This window comes from Brevibacillus sp. NSP2.1 (assembly GCF_000470975.2).
Taxonomy (GTDB): domain Bacteria; phylum Bacillota; class Bacilli; order Brevibacillales; family Brevibacillaceae; genus Brevibacillus; species Brevibacillus agri.
Genome location: NZ_CP048274.1, coordinates 2,188,356 through 2,204,575, shown reverse-complemented (window position 1 = coordinate 2,204,575; position 16,220 = coordinate 2,188,356). Strand labels below are relative to the sequence as shown.

Annotated in this window: 18 protein-coding genes; 3 read left to right on the top strand and 15 right to left on the bottom strand. The window is 55.5% G+C overall.

Going from position 1 to position 16,220, the window contains the following annotated elements:
- Positions 1–133: 133 nt before the first annotated feature.
- From M655_RS11070 to M655_RS11060, 3 genes are read right to left on the bottom strand one after another with little or no spacing between them, the layout of a single operon-like run.
- Entirely contained in the window at positions 134–988 is an 855-nt protein-coding gene (locus tag M655_RS11070; RefSeq protein WP_005831016.1) for a DegV family protein, read from the bottom strand.
- A 21-nt stretch (positions 989–1,009) separates the two neighbouring features.
- Positions 1,010–2,716, bottom strand: a complete 1,707-nt coding sequence (locus tag M655_RS11065) for a DAK2 domain-containing protein (RefSeq protein ID WP_005831017.1) — start codon at positions 2,714–2,716, stop codon at positions 1,010–1,012.
- A gap of 13 nt (positions 2,717–2,729) precedes the next feature.
- Positions 2,730–3,095, bottom strand: coding sequence for an Asp23/Gls24 family envelope stress response protein (locus tag M655_RS11060; protein WP_005831018.1), 366 nt, complete (start codon positions 3,093–3,095; stop codon positions 2,730–2,732).
- Between the two features lie 247 nt (positions 3,096–3,342).
- Here M655_RS11060 and rpmB point away from each other — a divergent pair, with 247 nt between their 5' ends.
- Positions 3,343–3,531, top strand: a complete 189-nt coding sequence (gene rpmB / locus M655_RS11055) for a 50S ribosomal protein L28 (protein ID WP_005831020.1) — start codon at positions 3,343–3,345, stop codon at positions 3,529–3,531.
- Positions 3,532–3,626: 95 nt separating this feature from the next.
- On the opposite strand, the gene spoVM is transcribed toward rpmB, so the two are convergent.
- From spoVM to M655_RS11025, 6 genes are all read right to left on the bottom strand, one after another.
- Positions 3,627–3,710 (bottom strand): stage V sporulation protein SpoVM, encoded by an 84-nt coding sequence (spoVM, locus tag M655_RS11050; protein WP_005831022.1) that lies wholly within the window; start codon positions 3,708–3,710, stop codon positions 3,627–3,629.
- A 20-nt stretch (positions 3,711–3,730) separates the two neighbouring features.
- Positions 3,731–3,868: a hypothetical protein gene (locus M655_RS11045; RefSeq protein ID WP_162129876.1), complete on the bottom strand. Its 138-nt coding sequence runs from the start codon at positions 3,866–3,868 to the stop codon at positions 3,731–3,733.
- Positions 3,869–4,114: 246 nt separating this feature from the next.
- Positions 4,115–4,675, bottom strand: coding sequence for an energy-coupled thiamine transporter ThiT (gene thiT / locus M655_RS11040; protein ID WP_007779172.1), 561 nt, complete (start codon positions 4,673–4,675; stop codon positions 4,115–4,117).
- Between the two features lie 143 nt (positions 4,676–4,818).
- Positions 4,819–5,541 (bottom strand): amino acid ABC transporter ATP-binding protein, encoded by a 723-nt coding sequence (locus tag M655_RS11035; RefSeq protein WP_005831025.1) that lies wholly within the window; start codon positions 5,539–5,541, stop codon positions 4,819–4,821.
- Positions 5,534–6,193 (bottom strand): amino acid ABC transporter permease, encoded by a 660-nt coding sequence (locus M655_RS11030; RefSeq protein ID WP_005831026.1) that lies wholly within the window; start codon positions 6,191–6,193, stop codon positions 5,534–5,536. Before M655_RS11030 ends, M655_RS11035 begins: the two co-directional genes overlap by 8 nt.
- 56 nt (positions 6,194–6,249) lie before the next feature.
- A complete protein-coding gene (locus M655_RS11025) occupies positions 6,250–7,074 on the bottom strand; it encodes a transporter substrate-binding domain-containing protein (RefSeq protein ID WP_005831027.1) in 825 nt (274 codons plus the stop codon).
- Between the two features lie 329 nt (positions 7,075–7,403).
- Between M655_RS11025 and M655_RS11020 the strand changes: the two genes are divergently transcribed.
- Positions 7,404–8,534, top strand: a complete 1,131-nt coding sequence (locus M655_RS11020) for a M20 family metallopeptidase (RefSeq protein WP_035316857.1) — start codon at positions 7,404–7,406, stop codon at positions 8,532–8,534.
- A gap of 114 nt (positions 8,535–8,648) precedes the next feature.
- The gene (locus M655_RS11015; RefSeq protein WP_005831029.1) at positions 8,649–9,074 is read left to right on the top strand and encodes an RDD family protein; all 426 of its coding nucleotides are present in this window, start codon (positions 8,649–8,651) and stop codon (positions 9,072–9,074) included.
- 230 nt (positions 9,075–9,304) lie between these two features.
- Here the strand turns inward: M655_RS11015 and rpe are convergent, their stop codons facing one another.
- The 6 genes from rpe to rsmB all read right to left on the bottom strand — a co-directional run bounded on the left by rpe (position 9,305) and on the right by rsmB (position 16,218).
- Positions 9,305–9,952 (bottom strand): ribulose-phosphate 3-epimerase, encoded by a 648-nt coding sequence (gene rpe, locus M655_RS11010; protein WP_026557358.1) that lies wholly within the window; start codon positions 9,950–9,952, stop codon positions 9,305–9,307.
- Positions 9,946–10,836, bottom strand: coding sequence for a ribosome small subunit-dependent GTPase A (gene rsgA, locus M655_RS11005; RefSeq protein ID WP_007779188.1), 891 nt, complete (start codon positions 10,834–10,836; stop codon positions 9,946–9,948). Before rsgA ends, rpe begins: the two co-directional genes overlap by 7 nt.
- A gap of 18 nt (positions 10,837–10,854) precedes the next feature.
- Positions 10,855–12,837 carry a Stk1 family PASTA domain-containing Ser/Thr kinase gene (gene pknB / locus M655_RS11000; RefSeq protein ID WP_026557359.1) on the bottom strand — a complete coding sequence of 661 codons (1,983 nt, stop codon included), beginning with the start codon at positions 12,835–12,837 and terminating at the stop codon, positions 10,855–10,857.
- 5 nt (positions 12,838–12,842) lie between these two features.
- Positions 12,843–13,598: a Stp1/IreP family PP2C-type Ser/Thr phosphatase gene (locus M655_RS10995; protein WP_005831036.1), complete on the bottom strand. Its 756-nt coding sequence runs from the start codon at positions 13,596–13,598 to the stop codon at positions 12,843–12,845.
- Between the two features lie 4 nt (positions 13,599–13,602).
- Positions 13,603–14,673, bottom strand: a complete 1,071-nt coding sequence (gene rlmN / locus M655_RS10990) for a dual-specificity RNA methyltransferase RlmN (protein WP_005831039.1) — start codon at positions 14,671–14,673, stop codon at positions 13,603–13,605.
- 198 nt (positions 14,674–14,871) lie between these two features.
- On the bottom strand, positions 14,872–16,218 hold the full coding sequence (rsmB, locus tag M655_RS10985; RefSeq protein WP_026557360.1) for a 16S rRNA (cytosine(967)-C(5))-methyltransferase RsmB: 1,347 nt from the start codon (positions 16,216–16,218) through the stop codon (positions 14,872–14,874).
- Positions 16,219–16,220 lie beyond the last annotated feature (2 nt).

The following is a 16,220-nucleotide window of genomic DNA, read 5'->3' as shown; positions in this document are numbered from 1 at the left end:
ATCACGGCGTGTAGCCAGGCGGCGAATCCCGCTCTCCGCTGTTTCGTCCGTACGCGTTGCTGCTTTTGTCGCGCAAAAAGCCTCCCGTCGTTCGGGAGGCTTTCTCGCATATGATTCGCATGGACTTTCGTGCCTACTGCTTGACCATCACGACACCCAACAGCCCTGGCCCTGTATGCGTGCCGATCACCGGACCGATCTGCTCCAGGTGCGATTCGGTCACTTGAAACTCGTTTTTCACCCGCTCCAACAGCTCAGCCGCCTGCTCGTGGGCGCTGCTGTGGAGGATGGCGACTTTTACAGGCTGGCCCTGCGCGTACTCCTGCAACGCTTCCAGGACGCGGTTGAGCGCTTTTTTCGTGCCTCTGACTTTGTCAAAAGCCGCGACGTATCCCGCCGGGTCCAGCGTCAGGATCGGCTTGATGTTGAGCAGCGAGCCGATGACAGCCGAGGCGCGGCCAATCCGCCCGCCTTTTTGCAAAAATTCCAGCGTGTCGACGATGAAGTAAACCTGCACCTCGTCCAGATAGCGGTCGATCGCATCGAGAATCTGCTCTTTGCCCTTCCCGGCCTTCGCGTCCTTCGCCGCTTCCACGCAAATCATTCCGTGGACAAAAGAAGCTTTGCGCGAGTCGATCACGGTAATGTCCATGTTCTCATCGAGCATGGATTTGGCGATCATCGCCGACTGATACGTGCCGGACAGAGAACCGGACAACAGGATGGCGATGATTTGCACGTCGCTTCCGTACTGCTCGTAGATCGCCTTGTACGCTTCGGCAAACTCCAGCGGAGACGGCTGGGAAGTCGTCGGCAAGGCATGCGACTGCTTCAGCTTGTCAAAAAACGCGGAGGAAGAGATCGTCACTCCGTCCAGATACGTCTCCGCCCCAAACATGACCTTCAGCGGAACAGCCACAATCCCGAGCGACTGCCTGACAGACGCATCAATATCGGACGCGCTGTCGGTAAGAATCACAACTGGCATTCTTGCGTGCTCCTCTCCTCATTACTCCACGGAAAAAATAAACGGATACAGCGGCTGTCCGCCGAACTGAATCTCCACTTCCGCATCCGGGTATGCGTCCGCTACAGCTTCCTGCAACGCGTCCGCCTGCTCCTCTGTCGCACCTTCGCCGAGGAACATCGTGATGATCTCGGTGTCCTCGTCCGCCATGCCGAGCAGCAGCGTCTTCGCGCACTCCAGCAATTCCGGTCCAGCCGTGACGATTTCTTTTTCGGCCATGCCGATGAAATCGCCTTCCTTGATCGCGACGTCGCCCATCTGCGTATCGCGAACGGCATGCGTCACCATTCCCGTCTTCACCTGGGTGATCGCTTTTGCCATCGCCGAAGCGTTCACGGCAGGCTCGGCATCCGCATGGAATGCGAGCAAAGCGGCCAGCCCCTGCGGGATGCTTTTCGTCGGCACGACCGAGACGGGAACTTCCGCCAGCTCGGCTGCCTGCTGCGCCGCCATGATAATATTGCTGTTGTTTGGCAGGATGATGATATGTTGCGCATGCAGCCCGGCGATGGCCTTCATGAAATCTTCCGTGCTCGGGTTCATCGTCTGGCCGCCCTCGATCACGACGTGCACGCCCATGCTGCGCAAAATTTTCGCGATGCCTTCGCCAGCGGCAACTGCGATCAGTCCGTACGGAAGCTGCTCGTCCGCCGGCAGGGCCACTGCCGCTGCCTGCGCTTCCCTTTTGCCCTCTTCCGCTTTGAGAATGTTCGCATGCTGCTCGCGCATGTTTTCGATTTTGATCCGGTGCAGGCTGCCGAACTGCTGGGCGTATTGCAAGACGCTGCCCGGATGCTCTGCATGTATATGTACTTTGACGACCTCATCGTCAGAAACGACCAAAAGCGAGTCGCCCATCGTATCGAGATGGCCGCGGAACAGCACCTCGGAAAACGGCTTTTTGTGCGGCTCCGTGCTGTGCGCCACATGAACCATAAATTCCGTACAGTAGCCGTGCTTGATGTCCTCGGTCTTCATGTGGACTTGCGCATTGTGCTGCTCGGAAATCAGCTTGTCCAGCTCTTCCGGGCTCACGGACGGCTTGGCGTGTTCTTCGCTTTCGATCTGTTCCTCGCCGCGCAAGGCGCGCAGGAAGCCTTCGTAAATAAACAGAAGCCCCTGTCCGCCTGAATCGACGACGCCTACTTCTTTCAGTACAGGCAGCATTTCTGGCGTGCGCAAGAGTGTAGCTTGCGCCTGCTCGTACGTTTTTTCCATTACAGAGACAATGTCATCCGACGTGCGCGCTGCACGCACAGCCATCTCCGCCGCTTCGCGGGCTACAGTCAAAATCGTGCCTTCCACCGGCTTCATCACTGCCTGATAGGCAGCGTCCACACCGGACTTCAAGGCGTCGGCGAACTGACGGGCATTCACCTCGTCTTTTCCATTGACTGCTTTGCTAAAGCCGCGGAACAACTGGGATAAAATCACACCGGAGTTTCCCCGCGCTCCCATCAAAAGCCCTTTGGCCAGAGCAGCAGCACTGTCCGCGACTCGGGGAGATTCCTTGCGCCTTAGCTCGTCCACACCGGAAGAGAAAGTCAAATTCATGTTTGTCCCCGTATCGCCATCCGGCACAGGAAAGACGTTCAAGCCATCTACTACTCTGACGTTGGCGGATAATAGGTTCGCCCCCAGGTAAACCATCCGGCTAAACAGCACGCCATCTAGATGCGTATGTACCAACTGTTGTTCCTCCTTACGAATCTCTGTCTGTACGAACTCCCTGTACGAAGATGTTGACGGCCGTGACATCAATGCCTACCGTTTGTTCCAAGGTATATCTCACGCGGCGTTGCACGTTGCCGGCGACCTCGGAAATTTTCACGCCATAGCTGACGATAATATGCATGTCCAAAACCACTTCGCCGTTCGTATTGTGCACAACGACGCCTTTGCTCAGGTTGTCGCGGCCAAGAAGCTCAGCAATTCCATCCTTCAACGCCTTGCGGGAAGCCATACCCACCAGCCCGAATACTTCCATGGCTGCGCCTCCGGCAATTCGTGCGATCACGTCTTCTGTAACATCGATCTTTCCTAGCGATGTACTCATTTCCACTGTCATGCAAGGACTCCTCCTCTGTTAAACAGCTTGACCTCCATAGGTAAGCGTACCCATGCTTCCCTCAATTCTACACTAACATATGGGAGAAATGAAGCGTTTTGTCGAACCTACCAACCCTAGCAGAAAGACGGGGCAAATCATCATGTCAAGTATTGCAATTGACAGCAATGGTGTGCTAATATAGTCGAGTATTTGTATTTCCCATCAAGGAAATCCCGTTTAGATGCAACAAGGGAGGTGGATCGTAATGGCACGTCGCTGCTTTGTAACAGGTAAATCTGCAAAAGCTGGAAACGCTCGCTCCCACTCCATGCGCGCAACTCGCCGCACCTGGGGTGTCAACGTACAAAAAGTGCGCATTCTCGTTAACGGAAAACCGAAGCGCGTTTATGTAAGCACTCGAGCACTGAAATCCGGTCTCGTCACTCGCGTGTAGTTTTGACAAGCTACGCGAAAAAAAGCACCCTCGAGGTGCTTTTTTGCATTTCTCCGACGTTCCTTTTCCGTCTTTTCATGAAGGAGGCCGCGTCTTCATTTTTTCTTGTTGAATGCCTCGATGATGCCGCGAATCATGCCACCCAGGAACTTCGGCAACTTGATGGTGTAAAATCGCATGCTACCCCTCCTCACCGAAATTACTTCCCACGATACAAATACCAGCCCGCCCCCATGAGTGCCGCCGCCAACAGGCTATACCAAACCCACGGAGGTGCCATGTACAGGAAAATGGTGATTCCCCCGACAGCCAACGCAACCCCGAGAACACGTCGCAAGGCGCCCCCCTGTCGCAGGCGATAGGAGCGCAATCCCATTTCTTGCTGCACCTCCTTTAGGTGTTCTCCCAAACGTGCATATTACATCATATTCTGCTGTCGGATAAACATGTATCCTGCCACGCGAAAATGTCGATGTCCGCTGCAAACACAGGTAGAACAGATGACGGCGAAAAGAAAAATTCAGGCAACGCAATTGCTGCCTGAATACATTATGAAAACAATCTGTCTTTTATGCAGGTCCCACTACGCCAATCGGTCGCGCGCCGGAAACAAAAGCTGCGAGGCGCTGCCCAGCACCACCGACAGGACGACGCCCGCGATAATCATTTCGGGAAGCAGGTAGGTGATATTGTAGACAAAGGAATACAGCGCGACAGGCGTGCCTTCTGGCGCGTACTCGCCAAACCAGATGACCCCCGACGTAAAATGGCAAACCAAGCGACCCAGCCCCCCGATCAGCAAGCCGCTCCACAGCGCGAAGATCCGCTGCTTCTTTCCTTCCCGGCCGGACAGGCGGACAAGCCCGGTCAGTCCCAATGCGGCAAACGCCAGCGGATAATCGAGCAACACTTGTACCGGATTGACCAAGGTACTGCCGAACAAGAGCTGAAGCAGTCCTACTACCATCCCCGTAACGACGCCCGCCAGCAAGCCGCGGCGAACAGCGATCAAGGCAATCGGGACCATGACCAGCGAGACGGAGCCGCCCTGCGGCATTTCAAACACCTTGATCTGGCTGAACACAACCGCGAGCGCCGCCATCATCGCCATCTCCAGCAAGATGACCAATCGTTGACGATCCAATCTCCTTCACTCCTTGTCATTCCTCATGAATTTTCATAATAAAAGAGCAACAGCCACCGAAGCTGTCTCTGATTCTAGCCCAAGTCCCAACGCCTGTCAAAGAGAAAAGCCGCAGGCACAAGCGCTCCCGCGGCTTCCTTTGCTCAACGGACCTTTTCCAGAAACTGCTTGGCCCGTTCGCTTTTCGGATTTTGGAAAAACTCTTTTGGCGGCGCATCCTCCAACAGTCGGCCGTCGTCCAGAAACAGGATGCGGTCGGACACTTCTTCCGCAAAACGCATCTCATGCGTCACGATCGCCATGGTCATCCCGGTGTGGGCCAACCCTTTCATAACCTCCAGCACCTCTTTGACCATCTCCGGGTCAAGCGCGGACGTCGGCTCGTCAAACAGCATGATTTGCGGCTCCATGACCAGCGAGCGGGCGATGGCGACGCGCTGCTTCTGCCCGCCGGACAATCGCGACGGGAAGACGTCGGCTTTGTCGGCCAAACCGACACGCGCAAGCAGCTCCCGCGCCTTTTTCTCCGCCTCGCTTTTCGCCATGCCTTTTACCTTGATTGGCGCGTAGGTCAGGTTGTTCAGCACGGTCATGTGCGGGAACAGGTGAAAATGCTGGAACACCATCCCGATTTGCTGGCGGATCGCCATGACGTTTGCCTTTGGGTCGGTAATTTCCTGACCGTTGATCGCGATTTTGCCGCTGGTAGGGACTTCCAGCAGGTTTATGCAGCGCAGCAGCGTCGATTTTCCCGATCCGGACGGCCCGATGATCGCCACGACCTCGCCTTTGCCGATTTCGGTGGAGATGCCTTTCAAGACGTTCAGTTGCCCGAACGACTTCGTAATGTTGTCGATTTTAATCACTGCGTCTCATCCTCCGTTCCACTACGCGCGCTACCCATGTCAGGATCATGACCATGACATAGTACAGGAAGCCGGCGATCAGGTATGGTTCAAAGTAGCGGAAGATGGCCCCTTTTACCACGTTCGCATTTTGCATGATGTCGGACAGACCGATCGTGGAAACGAGCGCCGACTCCTTCAGAAGCGCGATCGTCTCGTTCACGAGCGCAGGCAAAATGTTTTTCACGCCCTGCGGCAAAATGATGTCGAGCATCATGCGGCGATACGGGATGCCGAGCGCCTTGGCCGCTTCCCACTGTCCTTTGTCCACAGCCATAATTCCGCCGCGAATCGTCTCCGAAATGTACGCCCCCGAGTTCAGGGTAAACGTCAGGACGGCTGCTTCCAACTGCGAAATGTTGTAGCCGGTGAGCTGCGGAGTCGCGAAGTAGACGAACGTGAGCTGCAAAATCAGCGGCGTTCCGCGAAAGACGGACGTGTAGGCGACAGCGAGCCAATTCAGCGGCCCGAATTTAGAAATTTTGATGAGTGCGAGGATCGAGCCCCAGATGAAGCCTAAAACGACGGAAATCAATGTAACAAGCAGCGTGCCCTTTATCCCCTGCAAAATGAAAGGGATATAGGGCACGATTTGCGCAAAATCCAAATTCATGCCCTCTCTCACCTCTTGCTACGTTGCGTAGTTGTAAAAAGCTTTGCGTTCAGAGATTATTGAGCGAACCATTTTTGGATCAGCTTGTCCATTTCTCCGTTTTCCTGCATTTTTTTGATAACCTCGTTAAACTTCGCTACGTGTGGAGAGCCTTTTGGAAAAGCGATGGCAGAGCCGTTCGTTTCTTTCGATTCAATCGTGGTGAACTGCAAGCCAGGGTTGCTCTCTACGAAGCTTTTGGCCACGTGGTCCTCGATGATGGCAGCGTCGACGCGGCCGGTTTTTACTTCTTCCACGATCTCGCCCAGCTTGTTCAAGGAAGTCACTTGCAAGCCTTGTACGGTTTTCGCCAGCTCTTGCGCCGCCTCTTCCTGGATAGAGCCAAGCTGTACGGCGATCTTTTTGCCCGCGAGCTGATCCGGCTTGGTGATGTTGCTATCCTTCTTGGAGACGATCGTATTTTTCGCTTCATAGTAGATCTCGGAGAAATCCGCATTTTTTTTGCGCTCATCCGTTGGCGTCATGCCCGCCATGACGAAATCGGCACGATTCGTTTGCAGCGCCGGAACCAGTCCGTCGAAGTTCATGTCGGTAATCTGGATTTCATAGCCCAGTTCTTTGCCGATGTATTTGGCGATGTCGATGTCAAACCCGACGATCTCGTCCTTGCCGCTGGTCAGGTCGTGGTATTCATACGGCTTGTAGTCCGCAGACGTCGCCATGATGAGCGTCTTTTTCTCGCCAGCTTGTCCTCCTTGGCCTGCCGGTTGCTCCTGGCCTGCGCCCGCTTGTGGCTGGTTGCCCGTGCCGCAGCCTGCGATCATCGCCGCAGCCAGCAGAGACGATAATGCAAGAGAAAGAATCGATGTCCGTTTTTTCATTGTGTACCCCCGGTTGAAATGATTTACTGCAAAAGCAGCCATGCTTGCCTAGAATATTTTGCACAACAACTTATATTTATGCAGGATAATGACTATTTTAATCAATAACTAAACAATTTCAATCATTTTTTCACCATCTGTTAATTATGCAAAATACAGAATTTTACACACAAATCACTTTCCTCCTTTTGTTTGCCGTGCTTCCTGCTCTGCCTAGTATGCCCGACTTCTTAAGGATATCGTGACGGCCCGTCGGATTTTTCTCTGGCGAAAAGGGGCGCGAAGCTTTATAGTGCATATGAAAAGCTCGTACATAAAGGAGGAAGACGATGATGACCAACTGGACGTCTTATTTTCGCGAGCAGCTCCCGGAAATCGTGGCCGAGCTGCGCACCTACGTGGAGATGGAAAGCCCGACCCACAACAAGCAGGCGGTCGATCGGCTCGGCCTGCTGATCGCCGAGCGTTTCCGCGAGCTGGGCTGCCGGATCGAGCGTCTGCCGCAGGAAACGTACGGCGACCAACTCCGCATCGAATACGGCGAGGGCGACGAGCAAATTCTCGTGCTGGGACATTTTGACACGGTGAAGGAAATCGGCACGCTTGCGAAGGAGCCGTGGCGGGAGGAAGACGGCCGCCTGTACGGACCGGGCACGTACGACATGAAAGCCGGGATCGTTTTCGCCTACTTCGCCCTGCGCGCGATCATCTCGCACAAGCTCCCGCTCCGGAAAAAGCTGGTCTTTTTCTGGAATACGGACGAGGAGATCGGCAGTGTCTCCTCCGAGCAACTGATTAGACAGGAAGCGGCGCGAAGCAAATACACGCTGGTGCTGGAACCGGCAGCCGGAGACGGTTCCTTGAAAACGAGCCGCAAAGGCGGCGGGGAATTTTTCCTGACCGCAACCGGACGCGCTGCTCATGCTGGCAACGATCACGCCCTTGGGGTGAATGCCATCGAGGAGTTGGCCCATCACGTCCTGGCGATTCAGTCGTTTACAGACTACGCCAAAGGAACGACCCTGTCTGTCGGCACGATCAAGGGAGGCAGCGTCTCCAACGTCGTTCCGGACTGGGCGACGGCGGACATCGACGTCCGCGTTCAAAGCCACGACGAAGCCGAGCGGATTACCCGGCTGATGAACGAGCTCTCCCCTGTGCTCGCTGGCGCAGAGCTAAAACTTGCGGGCGGCATTGCCAAGCCGCCGATGGAGCGGACCGACGGTACCGCGAAGCTGTTTTCGCTTGCCCAGGAGCAAGCGCGCCTGGAAGGCTTCGAGCTGACGGAGTGCGGTGTCGGCGGAACCAGTGACGGCAATTTTGCCGCAGATGCCGGATGTCCGACACTCGACGGACTCGGCCCTGTCGGTGACGGCGCCCACGCCTCCCACGAGCACGTCGTCGTCGATGCCATCCCCGGCCGCATGGCAGTTTTGCTCCGCCTGTTGACCACCCTGTAAAAAAGCTTTTCTCCCGCTTGATCGCCGAGGAATCGCTGGCGTTTTTTCATGAAATACTTTCAACTGACCAAACATATATATTCCCTAGCCTCGGAAAAGAAAGGAAGGGTACGTATGGAAAACGCTGCACCATTGCCAAGCAATCCCGTCGGGTTTTGGCGGCGTCTCGGAGCGTCCCTGCTGGACGGACTGATTATCGGTGTGCCTCTGGCTATCATCAGCTATTGGATTACAGGCCAAACGGAAGGAAATCTCGCGACCAATCTGATCTCCACGCTATACAGCCTGCTCGTTCCGGTATTTTGGTCCGGCTATACGGTAGGCAAAAGAATTGTCGGCGTGCGCATCGCCCGCGTGGACGGCGAGTCTGTCGGGATCGGCACGATGCTGCTGCGCGTGCTCGTCGGCATGATGCTCGTCTATGGCATTACGTTCGGGCTGGGAGCCCTAGTGAGCCTCATCATGGTCTGTGTGCGCAAAGACAAGCGCGCGATTCACGACCTGATCGCCGGTACGTATGTGACTTCTGATCGTCCCTAGCAGATGATTGCCTGTTTTCAGCAGAAAAGCGCCACTAGGATTGCGGAAAATTCCGCGACAGGCGACTGCTTGCCAGCCGAAAACCGGATGCCGGATGCTGTGTTTGCCGCATCGGCAAAAGCCTCGTTGCGGACACGTCGTTTTGCTCGGCCGCTCCATTTTTTTCGCACGCCAAAAAGCCATCTGCGCCGTTTTGTTGCAGATGGCTTTTTCCTGTTCACCGTTTTCGTTTATCCGCGAATCGCTGAAATCGCTTTTGCGCGATCAGGCTGGTTGAACACCGCGCTGCCTGCGACGAGTACAGTCGCTCCCGCCTCTTCGCACAGGCGCGCTGTTTCGGCATTGACGCCGCCGTCGATCTCGATCTCGACATGGTCCAGCCCGCGCTCGTTCAGCAGGTCGCGCAGCGCCTTGATTTTCGGCACGACGTTGTGGATGAATTTTTGCCCGCCAAAACCAGGGTTGACGGTCATCAAAAGCACCATGTCCAGATCAGGCAGCACAGGCTCGATAGTCGCAATCGGAGTGGCCGGATTGAGCACAACGCCAGCCTTCACGCCTTGTTCTTTAATCAGGTAGAGCGTTCTGTGCAGGTGGCGGCACGCTTCCTGATGAACCGTGATCCAGTCCGCACCGCTTTTGGCAAACTGCGGGATGTAGCGGTCCGGCTCTTCAATCATCAGATGCACGTCCAGCGGCAGCTTGGTCACGGGACGGATTGCCTCGACGATCAATGGCCCGATCGTGATGTTCGGCACAAAATGTCCATCCATCACATCCACGTGAATCCAGTCTGCTCCCCCGCGCTCAACATCGAGAATCTCCTCGCCCAGACGGGCAAAATCCGCTGACAGGATAGAAGGTGCGATTTTTACCATGGTTTGTTCCTCCGTTGATATTCTTTCAGCTCTTCGCGGAACTGTTTGTAGTGTTCGTAGCGATCCTCGCTCAGCTCGCCTGCCGCCAGCGCCGCCTGGACGGCACATGACGGCTCGCTTACGTGCAGACAGCCGCGGAATTTGCAATCCGCGCTGAGGGCAGCAAAGTCACGGAACGACTCGGCCAGATCCAGCTCGGTAAAGTCGATGAACTCCAGCGAACTGAAGCCTGGCGTGTCGGCCACATAGCCGCCGCCTGGAAGCGGGATCAGCTCGACGTGACGGGTTGTATGCTTGCCGCGTCCCAGCTTTTGGCTGACATCGCCTGTCTGCAGGCTGACGCCAGGGAACAGCGTGTTAATCAGCGATGATTTTCCCACTCCTGACTGCCCGGCGAAAACGGTAATCCGGTCGTGCAAAATGGAGCGCACTTCCTCTAGGCCGCGCTCGTCTACCGTCGAGGTCGGAATCACCTGATAGCCGATGGCCTCGTATTGGCGCACGATGGCGTCCACTTCTTCCTGCGACACCTGATCGGCTTTGGACAGCACAATGACGGAATCGATCCCGACGTGCTCGGTATGAGCCAAAAACTTGTCCAAAAGAAGCGAGCTAAACATCGGCTTGTACATGGAAAAGACGAGAACAGCCTGATCTACATTGGAAATGGGCGGGCGGACCAGCTCATTGGTCCTTTCGCCCACCTCCATGACATAGCCTTCTTCTTCATTGATCGCATCGTAGACGACCCAGTCGCCCACGAGCGGGTTCACCTTGGCGTCTTTTTTCTTGAACAGCCCTCTTGCACGGCAACTGTAGATGCGCCCCTCATCGGCTACATAGTAAAAGCCGCTCAGCGCTTTCACAATCCGTCCTTCTGGCATTCATGTCCCTCCACTATCCTACGGCAAGCTGTTATACGAGATCGGAATGGTTTGATAATCCCTGAATTCGGTGTCGTTCTGCCTTTTGACTGTTGCTCGGACAACTGCGTCTTTTTGCGGCGAGAGAACGACCGGCACGTCGTATTCTTTGTTTTCCGCGATTGTTTCTTGCTGGAATACTTTTGCTTCGCCGCGCGCGTCTGTCACTTCGATCTTGACTTCCACGGTCTCGCCCGGTACGACTTCCACGTACACCGTCGCTACAGCAGACTTGGCATCCTGCGGATACTGTCCGTTGCTGACGGTCAGCGGTACGGCTACGCCTTTTTGGACCTGCATGCCCGGGTCGTACGGATGCGTACTCAGCACTTCGCCCGCCTTGTCGGTGGTGTACGTTGGCACTTCCTTGATTTCTCCGACACCAAGCCCTTTTTTGAACAGTTCCACTTGGGCCGCTTCCACCGATTTTCCCCGCACATCCGGCATGCGGACAAACGCTTTGCCTTTGCTGATCGTCACCTTCACACTCGTCTTGCCCGGATACACCTTTTCATTCGCTTCCGGCGACTGCTTGATGACGGTTCCCACTTCGGCCTTGTCGTCCTCTTCCTCGACGAACGTGACCATTTCCAGCTTGAAGCCGTTCTTTTTCAACGTTTCCTCCGCCGTTGCCCGCGGCAGCGTGACCAGATTCGGCATGTCGATCAGTTCCTGGCCTTTGCTGACGTACAAGGTGACGACGGCCTTTTCCTTCAGCCTCATCGGCGGGGCCGGGTCCTGACGGATGACCATGCCTTTTTCGATCGTATCGCTTGCTTCTTCTACAATCTGCGGTACGAGATTTTTTTCCTTGATTTTGTCCTCGGCGAGTTCCACTTGGATTCCTTCCACATACGGAACAGGCACCTCAGGAATGGAAGGGAACACGTTCAACAAGAAGTTGAAACCGAAGAACGCAAGCACGAAAAACAGTCCAATGCCACCGACCCAGAAAAGAGCCTTGACCCACCATTTTTTCGGCGGCTTATCATCCTCGTCTTCTTCGGACGGCTCATGGCGGCTGCGCTGTCCGACTCCTGTTCGGCCGCTCGTGTGCCCTTCCATCATCTCCGGTGTAATAATCGGAACGACGCGCGTCATCTCCTCATCCACCGGGAAGGTTAGCTTTTCTTCGTTCAACCGTTCCGGAAACAGGCACGTCTCCAAATCTTCAAGCATTTCCCGCGCGGATGCGTACCTAAGAAACGGATCTTTGACCAGCGCCTTCAAGATGACGTTTTCCACGCTTTGCGGAATGTTCGGGTTTACCTGACGCGGCTCGGGCAACGGCTCCTGCAAATGCTTGAGCGCCACCGATATCGGCGAATCGCCGGAAAACGGCAGCTCCCCGGTCACCATCTCATACAGCACGATCCCGAGCGAGTAAATATCGGACTTTTCTCCCGTAATCCCGCCACGCGCCTGTTCCGGCGAAAAATAATGGACAGAGCCAAGCATGGCGTTCGTATGGGTAATCGTAGCAGAAGTAACGGCGCGCGCGATACCGAAGTCCGTCACCTTCACTCTGCCATTTTTTCCGATCATGATATTGTGCGGCTTGATGTCTCTGTGAATGATCTGGTTTTGATGCGCGTGATCGAGTGCATCGCAAATTTGCTCGGCGATGCGCACTGCCTCCTCTACGGGCAATGCCCCACGCTGGATAATGACTTCCTTGAGCGTGCAGCCTTCTATGTACTCCATCACCATGTAGTGCGTGTCGCCTTCCTGGCCTACATCGTACACCCCGACCACATTGGGGTGAGACAAGCTTGCCACCGCCTGCGCTTCACGCCGAAACCGATTGACAAAGTCTTCGTCCGTACCAAACTGCGAGCGCAGCACTTTGACGGCCACCGGACGATTCAGGATCAAATCCCTGGCTTTGTATACGATCGCCATACCGCCTCCGCCGACGCGGGATTCCAATTGATACCGTCCTCCCAGTCGTTGACCTTCCATCTCTCTCACCCCTCTTTCTGACCGACATCAAGCTTTTTTTGGACAGCAACCAGCGTAATGTTGTCTTCCCCACCGGCATCCAGCGCTTCCTGCACCAGACCGTCCACTTTTGCTTGCAGCGATATCTGTTTCTGTAACCAATTTTCCAGAGAGGCATGGCCTACCTTGTTCGTGAGACCATCCGAGCAGATGAGGACGACATCGCCCTCCGACCACTCGAACTGTCCCAAATCAATCAACACATCCGGCTCCGTGCCGAGCGAACGCATAATCACGTTTCGATGCGGATGGACCGATGCTTCTTCCTCGGTGATTTGTCCGCTTTTCAAGAGTTCGTTCACCAGAGAATGGTCCTCTGTCTTCATCACCAGCCCGTCTGCATTGTAAAAATACAGACGGCTGTCGCCAATATGGGCGGTGATAACGGAAGATTCTCCCAACAGCGCCGCCACAACGGTCGTCCCCATTCCGCTGCACTCTGGATGGTTCACAGCGTAATCGTAGACTTCCCTGTTGGCAAGCAGAACGGCATTCATCAGTTGCTCGCGCGCGTCTTCTGCGTCGAGTTGCCCATCCAGGTGGCGCAGTTCTTTTACTATTCGCTCAACAGCAAGGCGGCTGGCAATGTCACCAGCCTGATGGCCGCCCATACCGTCTGCAACAATGGCCAGCACGCGTCCGTTCAGATCGGCAACACAGGCATAGTAGTCCTCATTGATCTGACGGACGCGGCCAACATGGGATTTCATCGCGATTTCCATGGCTTCACCCCACGGTTTCTTTAGCGTGTTGTGCCCTCAGTTGACCGCAGGCAGCGGCGATATCACTGCCTTGTTCACGTCTGATGGTCACATTGATTCCCTTTTCCTCCAAAATGCGTTTGAACTGAAAAATTTCGTTGCGTGGTGTACGCACGTAATCGCGCTCGGGCACGTAGTTGACCGGAATCAGATTGACGTGGCAGAGCATGTCTCCGATCAGGTCGGCCAGTTCCTCGGCGTGCTCGGGCTGATCGTTTTTCCCGCCGAACAGACCGTACTCAAAGCTGATCCGGCGACCTGTCTTGTTAATATAATGACGACACGCTTCCATCAGCTTGTCAAGCGGAAAGCCGCGGTTGATCGGCATCAGCTTGCTGCGCAGCTCCGTATTGGGCGCGTGCAGGGAAATCGCCAGGTTCACTTGTCCGCCGCGCTCGGCAAACTCGTAAATTTTCGGCACGATTCCGCTGGTGGAGACGGTAATATGACGGGCGCCGATGTTCAGTCCCCGGTTGTCGTTGATGATCGACAAAAAGGCCATCAGACTCTCGAAGTTTTCAAACGGCTCGCCAATCCCCATCACCACGACGTGGCTGACGCGCTCGCCCTCTGCATCGAGCTTGCGCTGGGCCATCAGCACCTGGGAAACGATCTCGCCCGCATCGAGGTTGCGCTTCAATCCGCCGAGCGTGGAGGCGCAAAACGTGCAGCCGATCCGGCAGCCGACCTGCGTCGTCACACAGATGCTGTTTCCGTAGCTGTGGCGCATGATGACCGTTTCGATGGCGTGACCATCCACGAGCTGGAACAAAAACTTGATCGTTCCGTCCGTCGATTGCTGATGCGTAATTTCTTTCAAAGAATCCAGGCGGAACGTCTCGGCGAGCTTTTGCCGCAGGTCTTTGGAAAGATTGCTCATCTCATCAAAGGAAGTCACACGCTTTACGTACAGCCAGTCAAAAATTTGCTGGGCGCGAAAAGCTTTGTCACCTGCGCTGATGAGCCATTCTTTCAGTTCGTCTTGAGTCAAGCTGTAAATAAGCGGCTTTTCGCCTGTAAATGTCGTGAATGGCATTTCTTTTCCACATCCTCAAAATCATTGCTTGCACAAATCGTCATTCTATCATTGTACCTCGCCTCGCGTCGCGCTTCAAACGGTTTTGGCATCCATTTCAGAAATGCATCCCTTTTCCTAGTGTAAACCAATCTGCAGAAGCGCAAACAAAGGCAAAGGAGTGGCATTTTTCGCAGTTGGCGCGCCACCCCTCTCTTGCTATCTTTTTCGTTTCAGACGCGCGATAAAGAAGCCATCACTCTCAAAATGATGCGGCAAAATCTGCACGCATGCCCCTGTCTCGTCCACATGCGCCCGAGCGGCCTCTGGCAAGTCGTGCGCAAGCGTCTCGTCCAGGACAAACTCCGGGTGCTCCTTGACGAAGCGCTGAACGATCTTCTGATTTTCCTCCGGCTCAATCGTGCACGTGCTGTACACGAGAACGCCATCTGCCGCAAGCATCGGCGCCAGCGCCTTGAGCAGTTCGTACTGCAACTGGGCAATCGCGCGAACATCCTCTGGCGTTTTGTTCCATTTCAAGTCTGGCTTGCGCCGGATGACGCCGAAGCCCGAGCACGGCGCGTCGAGCAAAATCCGGTCGAACGTCCCCAAGCCTCTGTCTGGCAAATCGAGCGCATCGCTCGTGATCGGCTCGATGATGGAGATGCCGAGCCGCTTTGCCGTTTGCGCAATCAGGTCGCGCTTGTGCGGGTGAAGGTCGCACGCGACGATGTGCCCGCGATTTTCCATCAGCTCCGCGATATGCGTCGTTTTCCCGCCGGGAGCCGCGCAGGCGTCGAGGACGCGCATGCCTGGCTTGGCGGCAAGCGCAGGCGCTACCAGCATGGAACTTTCGTCTTGAATCGTAAAGTAGCCTTCGCGAAACAGGCGCGAGCCGGCCGCGTGCCCACCCTCTACCAAAATCGCTTGCGGGCTGAGCGCCGACTGCCTCGCCGCCGTTTCTTCTGCCGCGAGCTTGTCCAGCAATTCGCTCGCGCTTGTTTTCAGCGAATTGACGCGAATGGAGCTGTGCGGATGGCGGTTGTTGGCTTCGCAGATCGCGATCGTCGTCGCTTCGCCGTACACCGTAAGCCATTGCCGAACGAGCCATTCCGGATGGGAATGCTCTACTGCGATCTGCGTGGCGCGGTCACCTTTTGGCAGACGCTCCCACACATCCGGCTGGCGCAAGACGTTGCGCAGGACGCCGTTGACCATCGAAGCAATCCCTTGGTGACCTCGGCGCTTCGCCATTTCCACCGCCTCGTGAACGGCTGCGCGCTCAGGGATACGGTCCAGAAAGCGGATTTGGTACAGGCTGAGCCGCAGCAGGTTGCGCACCCACGTCTGCAGCTTTTTGTTCCCGACAAAGTGGGACAGGACGTGATCGAGCGTGAGCTTCCGCTGGATCGTGCCGTACACCAGTTCTGTCACCAGCCCCGTATCTGCCGCGCTGAGCTGCGCGCGGTCCAGAACGCCTCGCAACTCCAGATTGCTGTACGATTTGTGTTCCTCGACTCTGTTCAATACATCTAGCGCAATATCACGCGCTCCCTTTTTTGCCACGG

Bases quoted from the DNA above. Each gene is read 5' to 3' on its own strand.
- M655_RS11070 (WP_005831016.1), bottom strand. From the start codon at position 988: ATGCCAGTTGTGATTCTTACCGACAGCGCGTCCGATATTGATGCGTCT.
- M655_RS11060 (WP_005831018.1), bottom strand. From the start codon at position 3,095: ATGACAGTGGAAATGAGTACATCGCTAGGAAAGATCGATGTTACAGAA.
- rpmB (WP_005831020.1), top strand. From the start codon at position 3,343: ATGGCACGTCGCTGCTTTGTAACAGGTAAATCTGCAAAAGCTGGAAAC.
- spoVM (WP_005831022.1), bottom strand. From the start codon at position 3,710: ATGCGATTTTACACCATCAAGTTGCCGAAGTTCCTGGGTGGCATGATT.
- M655_RS11030 (WP_005831026.1), bottom strand. From the start codon at position 6,193: ATGAATTTGGATTTTGCGCAAATCGTGCCCTATATCCCTTTCATTTTG.
- M655_RS11025 (WP_005831027.1), bottom strand. From the start codon at position 7,074: ATGAAAAAACGGACATCGATTCTTTCTCTTGCATTATCGTCTCTGCTG.
- M655_RS11020 (WP_035316857.1), top strand. From the start codon at position 7,404: ATGATGACCAACTGGACGTCTTATTTTCGCGAGCAGCTCCCGGAAATC.
- M655_RS11015 (WP_005831029.1), top strand. From the start codon at position 8,649: ATGGAAAACGCTGCACCATTGCCAAGCAATCCCGTCGGGTTTTGGCGG.
- rpe (WP_026557358.1), bottom strand. From the start codon at position 9,952: ATGGTAAAAATCGCACCTTCTATCCTGTCAGCGGATTTTGCCCGTCTG.
- rsgA (WP_007779188.1), bottom strand. From the start codon at position 10,836: ATGCCAGAAGGACGGATTGTGAAAGCGCTGAGCGGCTTTTACTATGTA.
- pknB (WP_026557359.1), bottom strand. From the start codon at position 12,837: ATGGAAGGTCAACGACTGGGAGGACGGTATCAATTGGAATCCCGCGTC.
- M655_RS10995 (WP_005831036.1), bottom strand. From the start codon at position 13,598: ATGGAAATCGCGATGAAATCCCATGTTGGCCGCGTCCGTCAGATCAAT.
- rlmN (WP_005831039.1), bottom strand. From the start codon at position 14,673: ATGCCATTCACGACATTTACAGGCGAAAAGCCGCTTATTTACAGCTTG.